Annotated in this window: 13 protein-coding genes; 7 read left to right on the top strand and 6 right to left on the bottom strand. The window is 65.0% G+C overall.

Annotated elements, in window-relative coordinates; translation table 11 throughout:
* The first annotated feature begins 30 nt into the window (after positions 1-30).
* From BSE24067_RS07740 to BSE24067_RS07750, 3 genes are all read left to right on the top strand, one after another.
* On the top strand, positions 31-1,383 hold the full coding sequence (locus BSE24067_RS07740; RefSeq protein ID WP_151064322.1) for a collagen-like triple helix repeat-containing protein: 1,353 nt from the start codon (positions 31-33) through the stop codon (positions 1,381-1,383).
* Between the two features lie 146 nt (positions 1,384-1,529).
* Positions 1,530-3,215, top strand: coding sequence for a ShlB/FhaC/HecB family hemolysin secretion/activation protein (locus BSE24067_RS07745; protein WP_151064321.1), 1,686 nt, complete (start codon positions 1,530-1,532; stop codon positions 3,213-3,215).
* Between the two features lie 166 nt (positions 3,216-3,381).
* Positions 3,382-3,843, top strand: coding sequence for a DUF2147 domain-containing protein (locus tag BSE24067_RS07750; RefSeq protein ID WP_151064320.1), 462 nt, complete (start codon positions 3,382-3,384; stop codon positions 3,841-3,843).
* A 106-nt stretch (positions 3,844-3,949) separates the two neighbouring features.
* Here BSE24067_RS07750 and BSE24067_RS07755 read toward each other — a convergent pair whose 3' ends face one another.
* From BSE24067_RS07755 to typA, 6 genes are all read right to left on the bottom strand, one after another.
* Positions 3,950-4,360, bottom strand: coding sequence for a transposase (locus BSE24067_RS07755; protein WP_170297449.1), 411 nt, complete (start codon positions 4,358-4,360; stop codon positions 3,950-3,952).
* 144 nt (positions 4,361-4,504) lie between these two features.
* On the bottom strand, positions 4,505-5,602 hold the full coding sequence (gene zapE, locus BSE24067_RS07760; protein ID WP_151064318.1) for a cell division protein ZapE: 1,098 nt from the start codon (positions 5,600-5,602) through the stop codon (positions 4,505-4,507).
* A gap of 100 nt (positions 5,603-5,702) precedes the next feature.
* Complete coding sequence (gene lpdA, locus BSE24067_RS07765; protein ID WP_059447178.1) at positions 5,703-7,133, bottom strand: dihydrolipoyl dehydrogenase; 1,431 nt, start codon at positions 7,131-7,133, stop codon at positions 5,703-5,705.
* A gap of 81 nt (positions 7,134-7,214) precedes the next feature.
* Complete coding sequence (gene odhB / locus BSE24067_RS07770; RefSeq protein WP_151064317.1) at positions 7,215-8,489, bottom strand: 2-oxoglutarate dehydrogenase complex dihydrolipoyllysine-residue succinyltransferase; 1,275 nt, start codon at positions 8,487-8,489, stop codon at positions 7,215-7,217.
* Between the two features lie 136 nt (positions 8,490-8,625).
* The gene (locus BSE24067_RS07775) at positions 8,626-11,490 is read right to left on the bottom strand and encodes a 2-oxoglutarate dehydrogenase E1 component (RefSeq protein ID WP_151064316.1); all 2,865 of its coding nucleotides are present in this window, start codon (positions 11,488-11,490) and stop codon (positions 8,626-8,628) included.
* Between the two features lie 315 nt (positions 11,491-11,805).
* On the bottom strand, positions 11,806-13,632 hold the full coding sequence (gene typA / locus BSE24067_RS07780; RefSeq protein WP_151064315.1) for a translational GTPase TypA: 1,827 nt from the start codon (positions 13,630-13,632) through the stop codon (positions 11,806-11,808).
* A gap of 333 nt (positions 13,633-13,965) precedes the next feature.
* Between typA and BSE24067_RS07785 the strand changes: the two genes are divergently transcribed.
* The 4 genes from BSE24067_RS07785 (at position 13,966) to BSE24067_RS07800 (ending at position 18,899) form a co-directional block, all read left to right on the top strand.
* The gene (locus tag BSE24067_RS07785; RefSeq protein WP_151064314.1) at positions 13,966-14,460 is read left to right on the top strand and encodes a MarR family winged helix-turn-helix transcriptional regulator; all 495 of its coding nucleotides are present in this window, start codon (positions 13,966-13,968) and stop codon (positions 14,458-14,460) included.
* An 84-nt stretch (positions 14,461-14,544) separates the two neighbouring features.
* A complete protein-coding gene (locus BSE24067_RS07790) occupies positions 14,545-16,041 on the top strand; it encodes an efflux transporter outer membrane subunit (RefSeq protein ID WP_151064313.1) in 1,497 nt (498 codons plus the stop codon).
* Between the two features lie 52 nt (positions 16,042-16,093).
* Positions 16,094-17,311: an HlyD/EmrA/EmrK family protein gene (locus tag BSE24067_RS07795; protein WP_151064312.1), complete on the top strand. Its 1,218-nt coding sequence runs from the start codon at positions 16,094-16,096 to the stop codon at positions 17,309-17,311.
* Positions 17,312-17,339: 28 nt separating this feature from the next.
* Complete coding sequence (locus BSE24067_RS07800; protein ID WP_151064311.1) at positions 17,340-18,899, top strand: DHA2 family efflux MFS transporter permease subunit; 1,560 nt, start codon at positions 17,340-17,342, stop codon at positions 18,897-18,899.
* Positions 18,900-18,955: the final 56 nt, after the last annotated feature.

An 18,955-nucleotide genomic window follows, 5' to 3' on the forward strand; every position in this document is an offset into this window, starting at 1 on the left:
TCCATTCATCGACAAGACAGCGAGGAGTCCATCATGTCCCAGCGTTCCATCACGACGATCGCCCTGCGCCAATGGCGCGTGCCCCTTACCGTTTTCGCGACGGCCTGCGTGCTCGCCGCGTGCGGCGGCAACAGCGTCAGCACGCCGCCGACCAGCAACAATGGCGGCGGCTCCAGCGGCACGAGCGGCACCAGCGGTACGAGCGGCACCAGCGGCACGACGACGAATGGCACCAAGGGCGCCGTCACCACGCTCGGCCAGACCGCAACCGACCTTGGCAGCACCATCGGCAACGTCAGCGTGCCGGGCCTCGGCGACGGCGTGACGAAGGGCGTCGGCAGCACCGTGTCGAGCACCGGCACGATCATCAACGCGGCCGCGGATGCGTTGAGCAACGGGCTCGGACAAACCGGCTCGATCAAGGATCCGGTCGGTACGACGGTCGCCGGCCTCGGCAATGTCGTCGGCGCGACGAGCAACACGGTGTCCGGCCTGAGTTCAACGGTCAAGGCGCTCGGCACCGGCCAGCTTGCACCGCTCGCGCCGGTCACGACGCCGGTCGGCACGGTGCTCGACACCGTCGCGAACGGCCTGTCGGCGGCCGGCACGACGGTCGGCTCGACACTGTCGTCGGGTGCCGTGCAGCAAGTTACCCAACCGCTCAGCTCGGCGATCACGCCGCTGGTGATCACCGCGGGCCAGGTCACGCAACAGGTCGGCACCACCACCGGCCTCGGCCAGCCCGTGTCGGGTCTGCTGGGCCAGATCGGCGGCGCGATCAGCTCGGCGGGCAAGCAGGTCGCCGGCACGTCGAATCAGCCGCTCGTCGGTGACGTCGGCCAGCTCGTCACCACGGTCGGCAATACCGTGACCAACGCGGGCGGCCTCGTGAATCCGAACGGCCCGAATGGCGCGGCACCGATCCCCGGCCTGATCACGAGCCTCGTCGGCGGCTCGACGGCTACCGTCCAGAACGGCTCGTCGTCGGGCTCCGGCTCGACGAACCCGCTCGGCGGCCTGTTGTCGGGGCTCGGCTCGACGCCGCTCGGTTCGCTCACGGGCACGATCGGTGGCGCAACGGGCGGCTCGGGCAGCAATCCGCTCGCGCCCGTCACGGGCCTCGTATCGACGGTCACCGGCGCGCTCGGCGGCGCAACGGGCGGCGCGGGCGGTGCAAACCCTCTCGCGCCCGTCACCGGTTTGCTGAATACTGTCACCGGCGCAGTCGGCGGCGCAGCGGGCACCGGGGGGTCGTCGAGCCCGCTCGCACCGGTCACGTCGCTCGTCGGCGGCGCAACGGGTTCGGCATCGTCGGGCAGTTCGACGGGCCTCCTGGCGCCGGTAACGGGTTTGCTCGGCACGCTGGGTAGCGTTGGCAAGTAAGGACGACGGCCGCGCCTTTGCAGCCGGAGCAGAAGGCGCGGCCGTACAGATACAACCGGCAAATGCGGCACGCGGCGCGCGACACCCCGGTGTCGCGCGCCGGCATTAGAAAGAAGACGAAAAAGAAAGGCCTACGAGGAAGAACAATGAAATCCAGACTCGACAGATGGATGATGCTGCTCGCCATCGCGGCAGCAGGCACGGCACATGCACAAACGCGCGCGGCAGGCAACCCGCTCGACTCCCTTCCGCAGATCAACGCACCGAAAACAGGCCCGAGCGTCACCGTTCAAGTCGCACCCCAGGCTCCGCAGCTGCAGGAACTGCTGTCGCGTCACCTGACGCCGGCGACGTTCCAGGTCGAAGGCGTGAAGTCGATACCGTTCGAGGAAATCTCGCGGCGCTTCACGCCCCTCGTCGGCAAGGACATCACGATCGGCGAACTGATCGAAGCCGCCAACGGCGTGACCAAGCTGTACCAGGAGCGCGGTTACGCGCTGTCGTTCGCGTTCATTCCTGCACAGACGTTCGAGAGCGGCGTCGTGCGCGTGACGGTCGTGGAAGGCTACGTGTCCGACGTCAAGGTCACCGGCAAGCCCGGCGCGATGGAATCGAAGATCCGCGCGATCGCCGCGCACATCACGGCCGATCGCCCGCTGCGCCGCGCGACGTTCGAACGCTACGTGAACACGTTCGGCCTGCTGCCCGGCGTCACGGTCAAAGCGAACGTGCCGCCGCCGCAGACGACCGACGGCGCGACGACGCTCGAACTGGCGGTCGACCGCAAGGCATTCAACATCAGCACCGGCATCGATTTCAATCACCCGGGCGTGCAGGGCCTCATCACCGCGACCGAAAACGGCCTCACGTCGTTCGGCGAACAGCTGAGCATTTCCGCGCTGGTGCCGCCGGGACGCGACAAGCAGACCTACGTCGCGTTCAGCGGCGCGGTGCCGGTCGGCAGCAGTGGGCTCGTCACACGCCTCGATGCGAGCACCTATCGCGGAAAGCCGACCGACAACCCCGGCCTGCCGTCGTCGGTCGAGCGCACGGTCAAGAACGAGAAGCTCGGTCTTTCGGCATCCTATCCGTTGCTGCTGAACAACCAGCGCAGCCTGCTCGGCACCGTGTCCGGCTATGCGTCGCACAACGAAGATCGTTACCAGAGCAAGCTCAACGGCAACAGCATCGACACCCGCTCGCAAGTGCGCGTGCTGCAAATGCAGCTCGACTACACGAGCGTGTCCGACAAGCAGGTGCGGAAGCTCAGCGTCAACGTCGCGAAGGGCTTCAACATCCTCGGCGCATCGAAAGCGCAGGACATCACGATCGGCTCGAACACGACATCGGTGGACAGCCCGGTTTCGCTGACGTTCGTGCGCACCGGCGCGACGTTCACGCAGACCAACGAATGGCCGTTCAAGATCGGCACGTCGGTCTCGCTGACCGGCCAGTACAGCCCCGACTCGCTGCCGACGTCGGAACAGATTTCGTTCGGATCGACGCGCTATGCGCTCGGCTACCAGCCCGGCGAAACGTCGGGCGATTCCGGCTGGGGGATGTCGCTGGAGGTCAACCGCGGGTTCACGCCGGGCTGGACGTACATGAAGTCGATCACGCCGTACATCACATACGACATGGCGCGCGTGTACCTGCATACCGGCACGCCGTCGCCGAGCCGGCTGTCGTCGGTCGGTATCGGCGTACGGCTGACGGACAGTCGCTACTACAGTCTCGACCTGAATATCGCGAAGCCGGTCGGCGATGCGCCGGTTGAAAGCGCATCGCGCAGCCCCCGCGTGAATGCCACGTTTTCCTATCAGCTCAACTGATCGGACACCAAACGGCCCGCGTCTCGCGGGCCGTTTCGATTAGAGTCCCCTCTATCAAACGCCACGCGCGGTTTCACGTATTCTGGCAAAGCCCGCAACAAGCCACCGCCCCATGCAGACGGTCGTGCGGGCACATCGAACACGACATGAAACAAGGAGGAAGACAATGATTCAACTGACCCGCCCGTTGCACGCGCTGGCCATCGCAAGCGCACTGCTCGCCTGCGCCGCTCCCGCCTTCGCCCAGGCCGACAGCCCCGTCGGCATGTGGCAGACGATCGACGACAACACGCATCAACCGAAGGCACTCGTGCAGATCGCCGAGGACGGCGACGGCACGCTGTCGGGCAAAGTCGTCAAGGGCCTCGGTGCGAACGATACGCCCGACCGCCGCTGCACCGCATGCACGGACGAGCGCAAGGATCAGCTCATCAAGGGCATGACGATCATCAAGGCGATGAAGAAGGACGGCGATCACTGGGATGGCGGCAACATCCTCGACCCGGAAAACGGCAAGGTCTACAAGTGCAAGATGGCGCTGGAGGACGGCGGCCAGAAGCTGGTCGTGCGCGGCTACATCGGCGTATCGCTGCTCGGCCGGTCGCAAACCTGGGTTCGCGCACAGTAAGTACCGCAGCGCGCATCGATACGCGCGACGCAATAAAAAATCGGCCTGCGACAATGTCGTCAGGCCGATTTCGTTTTGACGTGCGCGCGAATGAAATCAGCGGGTGTCATGCGGCGTGCTTCATCGTATCCGGCGCAAAGCTGCCCGGCGCGCGATACACCGGCACTGCGGCGCTTCGCACTTCAGCGGCTTTCGACTGCGCGTGCTTGCGCATCCGCGTCGACAGTTCGTTGCACAGGTTGACGCCTGCGTCACCGTACAGCTCGCGCATCACCTGCATCAGCGTGCCGGTCTCGTGCCACACCTTGAAGCGGCGATGGCAAGTCTGATACGACGGGTAACGACGCGGCATCGCGGACCACGTCGCGCCGCTGTAGATCACCCACAGTACGCCGTTCAGGACGGCACGCGTGTTGGCCAATGGCCGGCCGCGCAACTCGGTGCGCGGCTGCATTTCGGGCAAAAGGGGCACGACGGCGCGCCACTCGTGGTCGGTCAGATCTCGATACGGTGTCATGGACATCTCCAGCCTTGGGAACCATGACGCAACGATATCGGCTGACCTCAACGGTGAACATAAGACAAGTCCGAAAATACCCCGAGATCGCCGGAATTTGACCGGAATTGACGATTGAAGCGCGCCGTTTGACGGGAGCTGCAATCAGGTCAGCGAAGTATCGACGATGCGGCGCGGCGTTTCGAGGTATTCCTTCGATTGCATCTCGACGATCCGCGACACCGTGCGCGCGAACTCGTTCGCCATTGGCCCTTCGACGTACAGCTGCTCGGCGGGCACCGCCGCCGACATCAGCAGCTTGACCTTGTGGTCGTACAGCACGTCGATGAGCCACGTGAAGCGCCGCGCCTCGGACGCCATCCGCGGCGACATCTGCGGCACTTCCGACAGCACGATCGCGTGGAAGCGGCTGGCCAGTTCGAGATAGTCGTTTTGCGAGCGCGGGCCGCCGCACAGCGTCGCGAAATCGAACCACACGACCCCGTCGGCCTTGCGCAGCGCCTTCAGCTCGCGTTTCTCGATGTGCAGGATCGGGCTTTCGTCCGGCACCGCGGCGAGCTTCGCGAAGGCGTGACGCAGTTCGCGGTCGGTGTCCGCGCCGAGCGGCGTGTGATACATCTGCACCTGCGCGAGCGTGCGCTGGCGATAGTCGACGCCCGCATCGACGTTCAGCACGTCGAGCTTCTGCTTGATCAATGCGATCGCCGGCAGCATGCGGTCGCGATGCAGGCCATCGGGATACAGGTCGTCGGGATCGTAGTTGGACGTCATCACGAACTGCACGCCGTTGTTGAACAGGCGATCGAGCAGCCGGTACAGGATCATCGCGTCCGCGATGTCGGACACGTGGAATTCGTCGAAGCAAATCAACCGGTAACGTTTCGCGATGCGCCGTGCGAGTTCGTCGAGCGGATCGGCCTGCCCTTTCAGTTCCTCGAGCTCGCGGTGGACTTCGCGCATGAACTCGTGGAAGTGAAGGCGCGTCTTGCGCTGCACGGGCACCACCGCGTAGAAGCTGTCCATCAGGAAGCTCTTGCCGCGGCCGACGCCGCCCCACATGTAGACGCCGCGCGGAAGATCCGGATGATTGATGAGCTTCTTGAACGCGTTCGAGCGGCGCGCCTTGTAGTCGACCCATTCGTCGAAGCAGCGCTGCAGGCGATCGACGGCCGCGCGCTGGGCGGGATCGGACTGATAGCCGCGCGTGGTCAATTCGCGCGTGTAGTATTCGGTGACGTTCATCGGGACAAACCGGAAAAAACGAAGGCGAGCGGGAAACCCCCGCCCGCCTTCGTCATGAGACGGCTGCGCCGGCCAAGGGCCGGCCGGCGCTATACCGCGCTCAGCTGTTCAGCGAGCGCTTGTCGACCGCAAGCGCCGCTTCGCGCATCACTTCCGACATCGACGGGTGCGGATGGCAGATGCGGGCGATGTCTTCCGACGCCGCCTTGAACTCCATCGCCACCACGGCTTCCGCGATCAGGTCCGACGCGTTCGCCGCGATCACGTGCACGCCGAGCAGTTCGTCGGTCTTCGCGTCCGCGATCATCTTCACGAAACCGTCCGGTGCGTTCATGCCGAGCGCACGGCCGTTGATCGAGAACGGGAACTTGCCCGACTTGATCTCGCGGCCTTCGGCCTTCAGCTGCTGCTCCGTCTTGCCGACCCATGCGATTTCCGGGTACGTGTAGATCACCCACGGAATGCAGTTGTAGTCGATGTGCGGCTTCTGGCCGTCGATCACTTCCGCGACCAGCACGCCTTCGTCCTCCGCCTTGTGCGCGAGCATCGGGCCGCGCACCACGTCGCCGATCGCGTACACGTTCGGCACGGCCGTGCGGCAGTGGTCGTCCACGTCGATGAAGCCGCGCTCGTTCGCCTTCAGGCCGATGGCCTCGAGGCCGAGGTTGTCGGTGTTCGGCACGCGGCCGACCGACACGATCAGGCGGTCGGCGTCGAGCGTCTGCGCGTTGCCGTCCTTGTCCGTGTAGGCGATCGACACGCCGTTCGCGGTCGTCTTCACGTCGCCGATCTTCACGCCGAGATGGATGTCGAGACCCTGCTTCTTGAACAGCTTCGCCGCTTCCTTCGCGAGCGCTTCGTCCGCTGCGCCGAGGAATGCCGGCAACGCTTCGAGCACCGTCACTTCGGCACCGAGGCGACGCCACACCGAGCCGAGCTCGAGGCCGATCACGCCTGCGCCGATCACGGCGAGCTTCTTCGGCACCGAGTCGAACGTCAGCGCGCCTTCGTTGTCCGACACGATCTTGTTGTCGACCGGGATGTTCGGCAGGTGGCGCGCCTTCGAGCCCGTCGCGATGATCACGTTCTTCGCGGTGACGACTTCGGTTTCGCCCTCGCCGCTCACTTCGATCTGCACGCCGGCGTCGGTTTTGCCGGTGAACTTGCCATGACCCTTCAGCCAGGTGATCTTGTTCTTCTTGAACAGGAACTCGATCCCGCTCGTCATCTTCTCGACGATCGCGTCCTTGCGGCCGAGCATCTTCGCGACGTCGATCTTCACGCCGTCGACCGTGATGCCGTGGTCGGCCAGGTGATGCGACGCATTCTCGAACTCTTCCGACGACGCGAGCAGCGCCTTCGACGGAATGCAGCCGACGTTCAGGCAGGTGCCGCCGAGCTTCAGCGCGCCGGCCGGGTTCTTCCACTTCTCGATACAGGCAACGGTCTTGCCGAGCTGCGCGGCGCGAATCGCGGCGATGTAGCCGCCGGGGCCCGCCCCGATCACGACGACGTCAAATTCCTTGGACATGACAATCCTTTCTACTTGTGCGTCCGCACGTTCGCGCGTGGGCGCGAACGTGCGGAACGGGTCAATGCGGTGAGACTCGGCTTACAGGTCGAGCAGCAGGCGTGCCGGATCTTCCAGCGCGTCCTTCATCGCGACGAGCGACAGCACCGCTTCGCGGCCGTCGATGATCCGGTGGTCGTACGACAGTGCCAGGTAGTTGATCGGACGGATCACGATCTGGCCGTTTTCGACGACCGGGCGCTCCTTCGTCGCGTGCACGCCGAGGATGGCCGACTGCGGCGGGTTGATGATCGGGGTCGACAGCATCGAACCGAATACGCCGCCGTTCGAGATCGAGAACGTACCGCCCGTCATTTCCTCGATCGACAGCTTGCCGTCCTTCGCCTTCTGGCCGAATTCGGCGATCTTCTTCTCGATCTCGGCGAGGCTCAGTTGATCCGCGTTGCGCAGGATCGGCACGACGAGGCCGCGCGGCGAGCCGACCGCGATACCGATGTCGAAGTAGCCGTGATAGACGATGTCGTTACCGTCGATCGACGCGTTGACCAGCGGGAACTTCTTCAGCGCATGCACGGCCGCCTTCACGAAGAACGACATGAAGCCGAGCTTCACGCCATGTTCCTTCTCGAACTTGTCCTTGTACTTCGCGCGCAGATCCATGACCGGCTGCATGTTGACTTCGTTGAACGTCGTCAGGATCGCGTTGGTCTGCTGCGACTCGAGCAGACGCTCGGCGATACGCGCACGCAGACGCGACATCGGCACGCGCTGTTCCGGACGGTCGTTCAGCCACGTCGTGGCCGATGCCGGCACCTTCACTTCCGGCAGCGACGGCTTCGCAGCGGCGGTCTTCGCCGGTGCGGCGGCCGGTGCAGCCTTCGGTGCGCCCGCAGCCAGCGCGTCGCCCTTCGTGACGCGGCCGTCGCGGCCCGAACCTGCGACGTCGCCCGTCGACAGGCCCTTCTCGGCCAGCAGCTTCGCCGCGGCCGGCGACGCGGCCGCCGAGCTCGATGCGGTTGCAGCTGCCGGCTGCGCTGCCGGTGCGGCTGCAGCAGGTGCCGCCGCCGGCTTCACTTCCGAGGCGCCTGCCGCTGCTTCGGCGGCACCGGCCTTCGCTTCGGTGTCGATCGTCGCGATGACCTGGTCGGCAACGACCGTGTCACCGTCGTTCTGCAGCACTTGCGCGAGCACGCCCGCGGCCGGCGCCGGCACTTCGAGCACGACCTTGTCGGTCTCGAGCTCGATCAGGATTTCGTCCTGCGCGACTGCTTCGCCCGGCTTCTTCTTCCACTGCAGCATGGTCGCTTCCGAAACCGACTCCGAAAGCTGGGGGACTTTGACTTCTACGATAGCCATGTGATTTTCCTGGATGCTTGATCTGGGGTGTGACGAGGTTCGTGCGACTCCTTCGGCCGATGCGGCGCGCCGCGCGCGCGGAAGGCCAAAAGAGACGGGAAAGCGCAGTGCACCTTCCCGTTTCGCTTGCCGTCGATTATTTCGCGATCGATGCGCTCTTCAGGCGGCCGAACGCACCTTCGATGAGGGCCTTCTGCTGCTCGTAGTGCTTCGCGTAGTAGCCAACCGCCGGCGAGGCCGAAGCCGGGCGGCCGCTGTATGCCAGCTTCTGCCCTTCCTTCATGCCTTCCTTCAGGTGGTGCTCGACGTAGAACCAGGGGCCCTGGTTCTGCGGCTCGTCCTGCACCCAGACCACTTCAGTCGCGTTCTCGTACTTCTTCATTTCCGCTTCGAACTGCTTGTGCGCGAACGGATACAGCTGCTCGATACGGATGATCGCGACGTCGTTCGCCTTCGCTTCGCGGCGGTGCGCGACGAGGTCGTAGTACACGCGGCCCGAGCACACCAGCACGCGCTTGACCTTCTTCGCGTCGATGCCGCCGTCGGCCTCGCCCAGCACCGGCTGGAACGAACCCTTCGCGAGCTCCGACAGGTCCGACACCGCTTCCTTGTGGCGCAGCAGCGACTTCGGCGTCGCGACGATCAGCGGCTTGCGGAACAGGCGGATCATCTGGCGGCGCAGCAGATGGAAAATCTGCGCCGGCGTCGTCGGCTGGACGACTTGCATGTTGTGGCCCGCGCACAGCTGCAGGAAACGCTCGATACGCGTGGACGAGTGTTCCGGACCCTGGCCTTCGTAGCCGTGCGGCAGCAGCATCGTGAGACCCGACACGCGGCCCCACTTCACTTCGCCCGACGAGATGAACTGGTCGATCACGACCTGCGCGCCGTTCACGAAGTCGCCGAACTGCGCTTCCCACAGCACGAGCGTGTTCGGCTCGGCGGTCGAGTAACCGTATTCGAAGCCCAGCACCGCTTCTTCCGACAGCACCGAGTCGATCACCGTGAACTTCGCCTGACCGTCGGCGATGTTCTGCAGCGGCACGTACGTGCCGTCGTTCCAGCGTTCGCGGTTCTGGTCGTGCAGCACCGCGTGACGGTGCGTGAACGTGCCGCGGCCCGAGTCCTGGCCCGTCAGGCGCACCGAGTAGCCCGATGCGACGAGCGACGCGAATGCGAGGTGTTCGGCCATGCCCCAGTCGAGCGGCTGATCGCCGCGCGCCATGTTGCGGCGGTCGTTGATCACGCGCTCGACGAGCGGGTGGACCTTGAAGTTTTCCGGGACCGTCGTGATGCGTTCGCCCAGGCGCTTCAGCTCGGCGAGCGGCACGGCCGTGTCGGCTGCGTCCGTCCACTTGCGGTTCAGGAACGGAACCCAGTCGACCGCGTACTTGCTCTTGTAGTTCGACAGCACCGGATCGACCGTGTGGTGGCCGTCGTCCATCGCCTTGCGATACGCCTTCACGTAGTTGTCGGCGTCTTCCGCGGTGATCACGCCCTGTTGCACGAGCTTCTCGGCATACAGCGCGCGGGTGCCCGGGTGCTGCGCGATCTTCTTGTACATCAGCGGCTGCGTGACGGCCGGCGTGTCCTGCTCGTTGTGGCCCAGCTTGCGGAAGCAGACGATGTCGATCACGACATCCTTGTGGAACTGCATCCGGTAGTCGATCGCGATCTGGATCGCGAGCACGACGGCTTCCGGATCATCGCCGTTCACGTGCAGCACCGGCGCTTCGATCATCTTGACGACGTCGGTACAGTACAGCGTCGAGCGCGCATCGCGCGGGTCCGACGTCGTGAAGCCGATCTGGTTGTTGATGACGATGTGCAGCGTGCCGTGCGTGCCGTAACCGCGCGTCTGCGCCAGGTTCAGCGTTTCCATCACGACGCCCTGGCCGGCGAAGGCCGCGTCGCCGTGGATCTGCACCGGCAGCACCTGCAGGCCGTCTTCGTCGCCGCGACGGTCCATCCGCGCCTTCGCGGAACCTTCGACCACCGGGTTCACGATTTCGAGGTGCGACGGGTTGAACGCGAGCGACAGGTGGACCGGGCCGCCTTCCGTCGACACGTCCGACGAGAAGCCCTTGTGGTACTTCACGTCGCCGGCCGGCAGGTCGTCGACGTGCTTGCCTTCGAATTCGGCGAACAGGTCGGCCGGCATCTTGCCCAGCGTATTGACCAGCACGTTCAGACGGCCGCGGTGCGCCATGCCGATGATGATTTCCTGTACGCCGCGCTTGCCCGCGTGCTGGACGACTTCGTCCATCGCCGCGATGAAGCTCTCGCCGCCTTCGAGCGAGAAGCGCTTCTGGCCGACGTACTTCGTGTGCAGATAGCGTTCGAGGCCTTCGGCTGCCGTCAGGCGATTCAGGATGTGCTTCTTCTTGTCGGCGGAGAACGACGGCGTCGCGCGAATCGATTCCAGGCGCTCCTGCCACCAGCGCTTCTGCTCCGGGTCGCTGATGTACATGAACTCGGCGCCGATCGTGCCGCAGTACGTGTCACGCAAGCCCTTGACGATGTCGCGCAGCGAAGCCTGGTCGAAACCGAAATACAGGTTGCTCGCGCTGTACGTCTGGTCGAGGTCGCCTTCGGAGAAGTCGTAGAAAGCAGGTTCGAGTTCGGGAATGGCGGGACGTTCGCGACGCTTCAGCGGATCCAGATTGGCCCATTGCGAGCCGAGGAAGCGGTAGGCGCTGATGAGGGACTGGACGTGGACCTGCTTGCGCGCGGTCGCCAGATTGCTCGTGCTTTCGCGCGGGATGAAGGCATTGGCCTTCGCACGCTCGGCAAACGATTCGACGATCGGGAAGTGAGCGACGTCATTGGCGTTCGAACCGTCCGTTGCAGGCACGTTCTGCAGCGCGTCGAAATACTCTCGCCAGTTCTCCGGCACCGACGCCGGATTGTTGAGGTATGCATCGTACAGTTCTTCAACGTACGAAGCATTGCCGCCGAACAGATAGGAGTTCAGCTGAAACTGCTTCATTACATCTGACATTTTACGCTCACCTTTCTTCGAGCTTCTCGAGAAATAGCGGGTTACTCAACCTTCCGCGACACGGCCTGACCGTTTAGCGGATTGCGAATCAAGTCTTGCTTGGAAGGACCTAAAACTTGCGTGCGCGCAGCATATCACAGAACCGATACCGAAGTTCACGGCGAGATGCGCGCGAAAGCCCGCGCGACGGGGTTTTGCCGGATTGCCGCGGACGGCGGGAACAGTGTTTTGCAACCGGCCCGGTTGCACGTCGCGCGAATGCAAAAAGGCCGCCCGAAGGCGGCCTTTTCCGTGATGCGCGGGAACGGTCGATGCTCAGTCGACCGCGCCTTCGCGGCTCGCGCGGCGACGCTCGTGCTCCTTCAGGAAGCGCTTGCGCAGGCGAATCGACTGCGGCGTCACTTCGACGAGTTCGTCGTCGTCGATGAATTCGACCGCGTACTCGAGCGACATCTGGATCGGCGGCACGAGACGCACGGCTTCGTCGGTGCCCGACGCGCGCACGTTGGTCAGCTGCTTGCCCTTGATCGGGTTCACGACGAGGTCGTTGTCACGACTATGGATGCCGATGATCATGCCCTCATACAGCGCGTCGCCCGGCTTCACGAACATGCGGCCGCGATCCTGCAGCTTCCACAGTGCGTACGCGACTGCCGCGCCGTCATCCTGCGAGATCAGCACGCCGTTGCGGCGCTCGAACACCGAACCGTCCTTGACCGGCGCGTACGAATCGAAGATGTGGCTCATCAGGCCCGTGCCGCGGGTGAGCGTCAGGAATTCGCTCTGGAAGCCGATCAGCCCGCGCGCCGAGATCTTGTACTCCAGACGCGTGCGGCCGCGGCCGTCCGACGCCATGTCGAGCATCTCGCCCTTGCGGCGGCCGAGCTCTTCCATCACGCCGCCCTGATGCTCGTCCTCGACGTCGACCGTCAGCAGTTCGTACGGCTCGTGCTTCACGCCGTCGATTTCCTGCATCACCACGCGCGGACGCGACACGGCGAGCTCATAGCCTTCGCGACGCATGTTCTCGACGAGAATCGTCAGGTGCAGTTCGCCGCGGCCCGACACCTCGAACACCGTTTCGTCGCCCGTGTCCTTCACGCGCAGCGCGACGTTGTGGTTCAGTTCCTTCATCAGACGGTCGCGGATCTGGCGGCTCGTCACGAACTTGCCTTCGCGGCCGGCGAGCGGCGACGAGTTGACGAGGAAGTTCATCGTCAGCGTCGGCTCGTCGACGGTGATCATCGGCAGCGCTTCCGGCGTGTCGACCGCGCAGATGGTCGCGCCGATGCCGACGTCTTCAATACCGTTGATCAGCACGATGTCGCCGGCCTCCGCCGAGTCGACCTGCACGCGCTCGAGGCCCTTGAACGACAGCACCTGGTTGATCTTGCGGTTCAGCACGTCGCCTTCCGGGCCGAAGCGCATCACGACCGGCTGGCCCGGCTTGATACGGCCGCGCGTGATGCGGCCGACGCCGATCCGGCCGACGTACGTCGAATAGTCGAGCGACGTGATCTGAAGCTGCAGCGGCGCATCCGGATCGGCCGGACGAACCGGCACGTGCGCGAGGATCGCCTCGAACAGCGGGCGCATGTCGCCTTCGCGGGTCGCCGGATCCAGCGACGCGTAGCCGTTCAGGCCCGACGCGTACACGATCGGGAAGTCGAGCTGCTCTTCGGTCGCGCCGAGCTTGTCGAACAGGTCGAACGTCTGGTTGATGACCCAGTCGATCCGCGCGCCCGGACGGTCGATCTTGTTGATGACGACGATCGGCTTCAGGCCGAGCGCGAGCGCCTTCTTCGTGACGAAGCGCGTCTGCGGCATCGGGCCCTCGACCGCGTCGACGAGCAGCAGCACCGAGTCGACCATCGACAGCACGCGCTCGACCTCGCCACCGAAGTCCGCGTGCCCCGGCGTGTCGACGATGTTGATGTGCGTGCCTTCGTATTCGACCGCGCAGTTCTTCGCGAGAATCGTGATCCCGCGCTCTTTTTCGATGTCGTTCGAGTCCATCACCCGCTCGGCAATCTGCTGGTTCTCGCGGAAGGTGCCGGACTGGCGGAGCAGTTGGTCGACGAGCGTGGTCTTGCCGTGGTCGACGTGAGCGATGATGGCGATATTGCGAAGGGCGCGGGTCATAGAAACCTGAAATCGTTGAACGCGCAAACGCGCACGCTCGTCAGTCACCGGGACACGTGCGCGCGCGTTGCAGCTTGGAAACCGCAAATTATAGCACGTGAGAATGTCGAAAGCCGGACCGCCTCGTTGCAACGCAACAAGCGCCGGCGCCCCGCCCTCGCCCCGGACCCGCAAGACGCGCCGGCGAACGCACCGCCCGACACCGAAAACCCTATCGCCCGCAAGGTAATCTCGTGACGCCCAGCACGGCCGGAGCCGTTCGATTAACATTTGCCGCGGCAAGCAATTGTACCTATACTACTGCCTAGTCAACTATTGCAGCCTCAGGGTTTTATGTCGGATTCTCCCTCCCAACCGCCCGTTTCGCCGCTGTCCACGTATCAGATGAACGACAGCGTCGGTTATCTGATGTCGCGCGTGAAGTCGGTGATGACCAACCTCGTCACCCAACGCACGCAGGAAGAGCTCGGCATCACCGGCACGCAGGCGAGCATGCTGTTCATGATCGCGGTCGGCAGGTGCTCGACGGCCGCCGAACTCGCGCGGGAGTATGGGATCGATGCGAGCGCGGTCACGCGCCTGCTCGATCGCGTCGAAAAGCGCGGGCTGCTGTCCCGCGTGCGCAGCGTCGAGGACCGGCGGGTCGTGCGCCTCGAACTGACCGACGAGGGCCGCGCGCTGGCCGAGCGGCTGCCGCCGGTGTTCCGCAGCGTGCTCGACGAGTTGCTGGACGGGTTTACGCCGGAAGAAGTCGGTTTTCTGAAGAGCATGCTGCGCCGCATTCTCAGCAACTATTGCGAGAACGCCGGCGGCAGCATCACGCAATAGTTGCCATAACAATTAGTTTTGACAGATTAATGTAAGGAAATCCTTGCAGTGTCCATCATTCATTCCGAGTCAGGGAACAGCGCGATGAAATCCTCCCCGTTGTCCGTGCGAGCCGGGTCGTGCCGCGCTGCCGTCGCCGCCGCGGTTGCCGCGCTGGCGCTGGCAGGCTGCGCAAACTACATCGGTATCAAGAGCGACAAGCAGATCGCTCCCGCGTCGCAATTCGAAACCGCCCAGAGCCTGCCGGCCCAGGGCGGCCAGTGGCCGACGCTCGACTGGGCGAACCAGTTCGGCGATCCGCAACTGCCGAAGCTGATCGACGAGGCGCTCCAGGGCAACCCGTCGATCGCGCAGGCGCAGGCGCGCATCGCGAAGGCGTCGTCGTACATCGAATCGTCGCGCTCGAACCTGATGCCGAAGGCCGAAGCGAGCTACTCGTGGACGCGCGAGCTGTATTCGTCGAACGCACTGTTCCCGCCGCCATACGGCGGCCAGTGGTACAGCGAGAACAACGTGCTCGCGAGCGCGTCGTGGGATCTCGACCTGTGGGGCAAGAATCGCGAACGGCTGCATACCGCGGTGTCGCAGGAAAAGGCCGCCGAAGCCGACATGCAGCAGGCGCGCATCACGCTCGCGTCGTCGGTCGCCCGCACCTACAACTCGCTCGCGCAGCTGTACGCGCTGCGCGACATCGCGCAACGCGAGATCACCAACCGCCAGACGGTCGGCAAGATCACCGACGGCCGCGTGTCGGCCGGTCTCGACACCAACGTCGAACGCCAGACCGCGCGCGGCAACATCGCGACCACGCAGGCGTCGCTGTCCGACCTCGACGGCCAGATCACGACCGTGCGCTACCAGCTCGCCGCGTTGCTCGGCAAAGGCCCCGACCGTGGGCTGCAGATCGCCGCACCGGTGCTGAACCCGACCGGCGACGTCGCGCTGCCCGGCAATCTGCCGGCCGACCTCGTGTCGCGCCGCCCCGACATCGTTGCCGCGCGCTGGCAGGTCGAAGCCGCGATGCACGACGTGAAGGAAGCGAAGGCGGAGTTCTTCCCGGACGTGAACCTCGCGGCCGGCTTCGGCTTCGATGCGTTCGGCTGGGGCAAATTCCTGAACTTCGCGAGCCGCCAGGCGCAGTTCGGCCCGGCCATCCACCTGCCGATCTTCGACGCCGGCGCGCTGCGCGCGCAGCTCAAGGGCCGCTATGCGGACTTCGATCTGTCGGTCGCGAACTACAACCAGACGCTGATCAACGCGCTGAACGACGTCGCCACGCAGGTCGCGTCGATCCGTGCGGTCGATCGCCAGATGGACGACGCGCAGCGTGCGCTCGACGCGTCGACGCGCGCATACGACCTCGCCGTGATCCGCTACAAGGCCGGCCTGTCGCCGCAGTTGCAGGTGCTGACCGCGGACAGCAACCGCCTCGCTGCCGAGCAGACCGTGACCAACCTGAAGATGCGCCGGCGCGACATGCAGCTCGCGCTGATCAAGGCGCTCGGCGGCGGGTTCGACGCGACCGGCACGCGGCTCGCCGCGCCCGACGCCGACAAGCAGACCAAACAGGCCGCCAACTGATCCGGCGCCACCACTACGCAGATACTCGAAATAACGGACGGAGAAAATCGCCATGAGCGACCCTCAACAAAACGCCGCCAGCGCCCAGCCGCAGAACAACGGGAAGCGCAAACGGATGATGACGCTGCTGATCGCGGTGATCGTGATCGCGGCCATCGCGTACGGTCTGTACTACTTCCTCGTCGCGCGCTTCCATGAAGAGACCGACGATGCGTACGTGAACGGCAACGTCGTGCAGATCACGCCGCAGGTCACGGGTACCGTGATCGCCGTGAAGGCCGACGATACGCAGACGGTCAAGGCCGGCGATCCGCTCGTCGTGCTCGACCCGGCCGATTCGCAGGTCGCGCTGCAGCAGGCCGAAGCGAATCTCGCGCAGACGGTGCGCCAGGTGCGCGGCCTGTTCGTCAACGACGATCAGTACCGCGCGCAGGTCGCGCTGCGCCAGTCCGATCTGTCGAAGGCGCAGGACGACCTGCGCCGCCGGCTGGCCGTCGCGCAGACGGGCGCCGTGTCGCAGGAAGAAATCTCCCATGCACGCGACGCCGTGCGCGCCGCGCAAGCGTCGGTCGACGCCGCTCAGCAGCAGCTCGCATCGAACCGCGCACTGACCGCGAACACGACGATCGCATCGCACCCGAACGTGTTGGCCGCCGCGGCGAAGGTTCGCGACGCGTACCTCGCGAACGCGCGCAACGTGCTGCCGGCGCCGGTCACCGGCTATGTCGCGAAGCGCTCGGTGCAGGTCGGCCAGCGCGTGTCGCCGGGCAACCCGCTGATGTCGGTCGTGCCGCTGAATGCCGTGTGGGTCGACGCGAACTTCAAGGAAGTCCAGCTCAAGCACATGCGCATCGGCCAACCGGTCGAACTGACGGCCGACATCTACGGCTCGTCGGCGGTCTATCACGGCAAGGTCGTCGGCTTCTCGGCCGGCACGGGGTCGGCGTTCTCGCTGCTGCCGGCGCAGAACGCGACGGGTAACTGGATCAAGGTGGTGCAGCGCCTGCCGGTGCGGATCGAGATCGATCCGAAGGATCTCGAGAAGCACCCGCTGCGCATCGGCCTGTCGATGCAGGTCGACGTCAATATCAAGGACGAGCGCGGCGAGCAGCTTGCCAACGCACAGAACACGGTCTACGAGACCAACGTGTTCGCGAAGTACGGCGACGACGCCGACGCCGAAATCGCGCGCATCATCGCCGAGAACGCTGGCGGCAATGCGCCGGCACCGGCCGCGGCGAAGCAGGGCAGCGCCGCGAAAATGATGTAACCGTTCCGACTTCGGAAAGGCAACCGACATGGCACAGGCTCCTGTCTCCCACCCGCCCTTGCAGGGCGGGCAACTCCTGCTCGGGACGGTCGCGGTATCGCTCGCGGTGTTCATGAACGTGCTCGACACGTCCATCGCGAACGTCGCGATCCCGACCATCTCGGGCGACCTCGGCGTGTCGTCCGACCAGGGCACGTGGGTCATCACGTCGTTCGCGGTCGCGAACGCAATCTCGGTGCCGCTGACCGGCTGGCTGACCGACCGTTTCGGGCAAGTCCGCCTGTTCCTCGCGTCGATCATCCTGTTCGTCATCTCGTCGTGGATGTGCGGACTGGCGCCGAGCCTGCCGTTCCTGCTTGCGTCGCGCGTGCTTCAGGGTGCGGTCGCCGGCCCGATGATTCCGCTGTCGCAAGCGCTTCTGCTGTCGAGCTATCCGCGCGCGAAGGCGCCGATGGCGCTCGCACTATGGGCGATGACGACGCTCATCGCACCGGTCGCCGGCCCGATCCTCGGCGGCTGGATCTCGGACAACTACTCGTGGCCGTGGATTTTCTACGTGAACATCCCGGTCGGCATCGCCGCCGCCGCCGCGACGTGGGTGATCTACCGCAATCGCGAGTCGGCCGTGCGCCGCGCGCCGATCGACGGCGTGGGCCTCGCGCTGCTGGTCGTCTGGGTCGGCTCGTTGCAGATCATGCTCGACAAGGGCAAGGATCTCGACTGGTTCGCGTCGACGACCATCATCGTGCTCGCGCTGACCGCCGTCATTGCGTTCGCGTTCTTCGTGATCTGGGAGCTGACCGCCGAGCATCCGGTCGTCGACCTGTCGCTGTTCCGCATACGGAACTTCACCGGCGGCACGGTCGCGCTGTCGATCGGATACGGTCTGTACTTCGGCAATCTGGTGCTGTTACCGCTGTGGCTGCAGACGCAAATCGGCTATACCGCGACCGACGCCGGCCTCGTGATGGCGCCGGTCGGGCTGTTCGCCATCCTGTTGTCGCCACTCACCGGGAAGTATCTGCCGCGCACCGATCCGCGCTTCATCTCGACGGCGTCGTTCCTGACGTTCGCGCTGTGCTTCTGGATGCGCTCGCGCTACACGACCGGCGTAGACGAGTGGTCGCTGACGCTGCCGACGCTCGTGCAAGGCATCGCGATGGCCGGCTTCTTCATCCCGCTCGTGTCGATCACGCTGTCCGGCCTGCCCGGCCACCGCATTCCCGCGGCATCGGGGCTGTCGAACTTCGTGCGGATCATGTGCGGCGGCATCGGCACGTCGATCTTCCAGACCGCATGGGATCACCGGAACAACTTCCACCACGCGCAGCTGGTGGAGCAGGCCAATCCGTACAATCCGACGTTCAACCAGGCCGTCACGCAGATGGGCAACCTCGGGCTGACACGGGACCAGGCACACGGCCTCATCAACAACATGGCCACACAGCAGGCTGCGCAACTTGGCGTGAACGATCTGTTCTATATCTCGGCGGCGATCTTCGTGCTGCTGATCGGACTGATCTGGATCACGAAGCCGGAACGCGCAGGCGGCGGCGATGCGGGCGCGGCCGCGTCGGCGGCACACTGAAGCCTTCGTGCTCGCGCGTGCTCACGCAACAAAAAGCCCGGTCGAGACCGGGCTTT

The organism is Burkholderia latens, assembly GCF_902499045.1.
Lineage (GTDB): Bacteria > Pseudomonadota > Gammaproteobacteria > Burkholderiales > Burkholderiaceae > Burkholderia > Burkholderia latens.